2 protein-coding genes and 1 pseudogene are annotated in these 4,473 nt (G+C 46.5%); all 3 read left to right on the forward strand.

Features of this window, described 5'->3' with window-relative positions:
* Positions 1-1,499 precede the first annotated feature (1,499 nt).
* Entirely contained in the window at positions 1,500-1,763 is a 264-nt protein-coding gene (locus J0895_RS05585) for a hypothetical protein (protein WP_207087130.1), read from the forward strand.
* A 560-nt stretch (positions 1,764-2,323) separates the two neighbouring features.
* On the forward strand, positions 2,324-4,003 hold the full coding sequence (locus tag J0895_RS05590; RefSeq protein WP_340643462.1) for a group II intron reverse transcriptase/maturase: 1,680 nt from the start codon (positions 2,324-2,326) through the stop codon (positions 4,001-4,003).
* Positions 4,004-4,293: 290 nt separating this feature from the next.
* Positions 4,294-4,473 (forward strand): annotated as a pseudogene (locus J0895_RS05595) (RNA-guided endonuclease TnpB family protein); the annotation flags it as partial.

Genomic DNA, 4,473 nt, shown 5'->3' on the forward strand with positions numbered 1-4,473 from the left:
CCCTGAGCCCTGAGCCCTGAGCCCTGAGCCCTGAGCCCTGAGCCCTGAGCCCTGAGCCAGTCGAAGCCTGTCCTGAGCCCTGAGCCAGTCGAAGGGTCGAAGGGGGTCGAAGGGTCGAAGGGTCGAAGGGTCGAAGGGTCGAAGGGTCGCCGTTATTTGAGTCACGACAGCCACCGAATGCGAAGCTAGTTCCCTGCTCTGTCGTTTGTGATTAAACAATTATAAGGTCACTGGAACAGTGTTGCAAGCCGGCGCAAGCTCTTATAACAGGTCGTTCGCGCAGCGTCTCCCCTTGGGATCAGCTAACATCACCCCGCTTTCGTAGGCTCCACAAGAGCAAACATTATGCGTACTTCGGTTGTAAGGTTTGAGATGGTAATTGTCCCATCGAAAGTACAGTACAAAAGCACACCGAATTAAACAACTCCGAGGCGGTAATGGAAAGATTCAACGCGGTTAAAACTATAGCACCGCTTTCCTCTGAGCACTAAAGTGACGCTCGTTTCCCACATACCGTATATTTCCATGAGTTTGCCGAACCTCTTTTTAGCTTCACCCTTTTTTACTGGGATAGGTTGATTGCCGTCGGTTCCCACTAAAGCGGGGATATCCAGTAACCCGGACAAGCTACGCTCGATCTGAGTGACAACCGACGGGGAGAGCAAGGGCCCGAGTTGATTGCGTAATGACGAGATCGCGTCTTGCTGCTGTTTAGCCAGTAACCGGGAATGGTAGATCTCAGGGTTCTCATAAGACCTCATGGTATGCGGGAAACGAGCGTCACTTTAGTGCTCAGAGGTCCGCGACACTATAGTTTTAACCGCCTAACTCTTTATCCAAGTTTCATGTAACTATAACACCAAACTCTATTAATTGTGATATAGTAGTCATCTGAGTAAAAAAGCATTGCAGATACAGATAGACAAAATTGAAAGAGAGAAGCTAGAAGCCCTTGCCACTAGATGGGGATTGAGTTTAGCGGGTGCAATCAGAAGGCTGATTAGGGAGTTTGAAGATGGCAAAAACTAGAAAAAGCATGGGAGTTCAGCAAGTGCTGTTACACCCCGACATAGAGACAAAGGCGATAATCGATTATTTATGTGAACAGTCAGGGAAGCACTATAACAACGGTGTCTACTTTGCGCGTCAAACATTCTTTAAGACCGGGAAATTGTTAACCGGAAAGTTTTACTTGGCTTATGAACCGACCGTTTCTAAGACTACTGTAGCTCAGTCACTACCATCTACGCCTGCCCAACAAATTCTTTTGTCTGTGGATTGAAGCATTCAAATCTTTTAAGTGCTTGCGTGAGCTTTATTCCGAAGGTCAGTTGCATTTCAACCCTAAAGCACCTGATTATCTCAAAGGCTCAAAACTGTTCAAGGTTGCCTATCCTAATTCATGTGGACAAAAACCAATCTTGAACAATGGGCAGTTTATATTCTCTTTGGGGTAGGCGGTTAGACGCTGGTTTGGAGTGTCAGAATTATTTCTGCCGATGCCGTCAAACATTGATATCAGCCAGGTAAAAGAGTTTACGATTCTGCCTAAAAATGGTGCGTTCTATCTTGAGTTGTCCTATGAAGTTGAAAAACAAAAACATGAGTTAGATATTAATCAAGCGCTATCCATTGACTTAGGCACTGCTGACAATTTAGCGGATTGTGTCGATACTCTGGGAAATTCTTTGTTGGTCGATGCCAGAGCAATGAAGGCGATGAATCAACTCTGGAATAAAGTGCGATTCGTTGTGAGTGAATAACGGTGAAAATCCGTAAATAACCTCACCAACCCAACCCGATGACGGGAAAAGGTTGAACTCTCGGTCTGATATGGGTGCAAGTCCCATCTGCCAGACTCAGGTATGACTCCTTATCTGCCTACGATGACCGGACTCGGTTTCTGGAGGTCGAAGCTAGGAACAGGGCGCAATCAGACACCCGTTGTGGGGTGACACTGGTGCTAATGGGGAGTTCCTATGATGAAACAGAGCCTGCAAAAGCAACCTACACAGAAGCGGGACACAACACAAATACCCGACTTCACTGGAGCTAATTCCCGCCGCATTTTTTTGTTGATAGCGGTCTGAGTCCAGGGAATCCAGTGGTTGAATTGGCTACATCTAACGGAACAATCAATCAACCGAGGGAACGAATAAAAACGGATTGAAGGTCTAAGGGAGGTCGAACCCTAAGTAGGCTAGACGAGTAGCGGAATCCCTTCAATTCGGGTAGGACAAACCGTAATTGGTTTGAGGTGTTCAGAGTACACAAATTGGAGAAGAGCATGGTTAGGCACAGCAATAATGCTAGTGAATCTTGGATGACATTACCGTGGAAGAAATTCCGCAGTGATTTATTCCGCCTACAAAAACGAGTGTATAAAGCTGTTCAGGCAGGAGACAAGCGCAAAGCTAAGTCCCTTCAAAAGCTAATTCTGAAATCCACCGCAGCAAGATTACTGGCTATCCGTCAAGTATCACAGCTAAACGCTGGGAAAAAGACCGCAGGAATTGACGGTAAAAAGTCCCTTAATTTCAAGGAACGCTTTGAGCTTAATGAACTGCTAAAAGCATCAGGTAGCAACTGGAAACACCAGGGACTAAGAGAAATACCCATCCCTAAAAAAGACGGTACTATCAGGATGTTAAAAATCCCCACTATTGCAGACCGGGCTTGGCAATGCCTAGCAAAATACGCATTAGAACCAGCACATGAGGCTACCTTCCACGCTAGAAGTTACGGTTTTAGAACGGGACGCTCGGCACACGACGCTCAGAAAATCTTGTTCATTAACCTAAGCAGCAATGCCAATGGAAGAGATAAAAGAGTTATAGAACTCGATATCGAAAAATGCTTCGATAGGATAAACCACACTGCCATAATGGATAGACTCATCGCTCCGTATAGCATAAAGCAGGGAATCTTCCGCTGTCTAAAATCCGGGGTCAATCCAGAGTTTCCCGAGCAGGGAACACCCCAGGGCGGGGTGGTGAGTCCGCTATTAGCTAACATCGCCTTAGATGGGATTGAAAGTATTCATAGATATCACAGGATATCTAATAACAGAATCACGGACAAAACCTCAACGAAAGATATTATTGAGCCAACAGTCCGCTATGCGGATGATTTGGTAATAATATTACGACCACAGGACGATGCCCAAGAGATACTTAACAAAATCAACCAGTTTCTAGCAGAGCGGGGAATGAAAGTTAGTGAAAATAAAACCAAGCTAACCGCCGCGACAGATGGTTTTGACTTCCTCGGCTGGAATTTCAAAGTCCAGAAAAACGGGAAATTTAAATGCGTTCCATCAGTGGACAACTTTAAAGTTTTCCGTAAGAAAGTAAAAGCCATCGTCAACTGCTCGAACTATGGTGCTACCACAAAGGCTGAGAAATTAGCCCCTGTAGTTAGAGGCTGGAGGAATTACCACCGCTTCTGCAAGATGGACGGGTCTAAAAACTCGTTATACCACATCGAAACGAGAGCTTTCAAGGTATTCAACAAGGAAACTAAACAGAATCGCTACTCTAGCAAACAATTACTAGATAAGGCGTTCCCATCAGTTCCTTACTCCGAAAGTAAACACATCAACGTCAAAGGCGAGAAATCACCCTACGACGGCGACTTGACGTATTGGAGCGAACGTAACAGCAAGCTCTATAACGATAATACCTCTAAAGCCCTCAAGCGGCAAAACCATAAATGTGGATACTGTGGACTAAAAATGCTCAGTGACGAGAAGGTACACTTACATCATGTTGATGGAAACCACCAAAACTGGAAAACTAAAAACCTTCTAGCCATTCACTTTCATCTGCCACGATTATATTCACATGAGCAAACGCGAAAGCTAAGAACATCGGAAGCTGGGTGCGGTGAAAGTCGCACGCCCAGATTTAACACAGAGGAGCGCGGGATAATACCCGCCTTCGACTCTACCAAAGTATCGACTCGCAAGGATGGGAAAGAACACGCCTATAGCAATCCTAAATGATTTATGCCCTCTCTTGCTCCCCTCTCCCCCCTTGGGAGAGGCCTGTCCTGAGCCCTGAGCCCTGAGCCCTGAGCCCTGAGCCCTGAGCCCTGAGCCCTGAGCCCTGAGCCCTGAGCGGGTCGAAGGGTCGAAGGGTCGAAGGGTCGAAGGGTCGAAGGGTCGAAGGGTCGAAGGGTCGAAGGGTCGAAGGGTCGAAGGGGGTTGGGGGTGAGGGCATTCCACAACTGATAAAGGAGCTGCTATATTGGGATGACTGGCTGGACCGTGTGACCCGTAAGCGTAACCATCAAATGCGTGATGGGGTCAACAAGGCTACAAAACTGATTATTGACCATTGCCTTAAGTTTGGTATTGGGACATTGGTAATCGGTTGGAATGAAGGCTTCAAATCTAATGCTAACATGGGCGGAGTAAATAATCACTCATTTTGTGCAGATGCCCTTGTCGAAGCTCAAAGAGCGGTTGAAGCA

This window comes from Phormidium pseudopriestleyi FRX01 (genome assembly GCF_017313335.1).
Lineage (GTDB): Bacteria > Cyanobacteriota > Cyanobacteriia > Cyanobacteriales > Laspinemataceae > Laspinema > Laspinema pseudopriestleyi.

Bases quoted from the DNA above. Each gene is read 5' to 3' on its own strand.
- J0895_RS05585 (WP_207087130.1), top strand. From the start codon at position 1,500: ATGCCGTCAAACATTGATATCAGCCAGGTAAAAGAGTTTACGATTCTG.
- J0895_RS05590 (WP_340643462.1), top strand. From the start codon at position 2,324: ATGACATTACCGTGGAAGAAATTCCGCAGTGATTTATTCCGCCTACAA.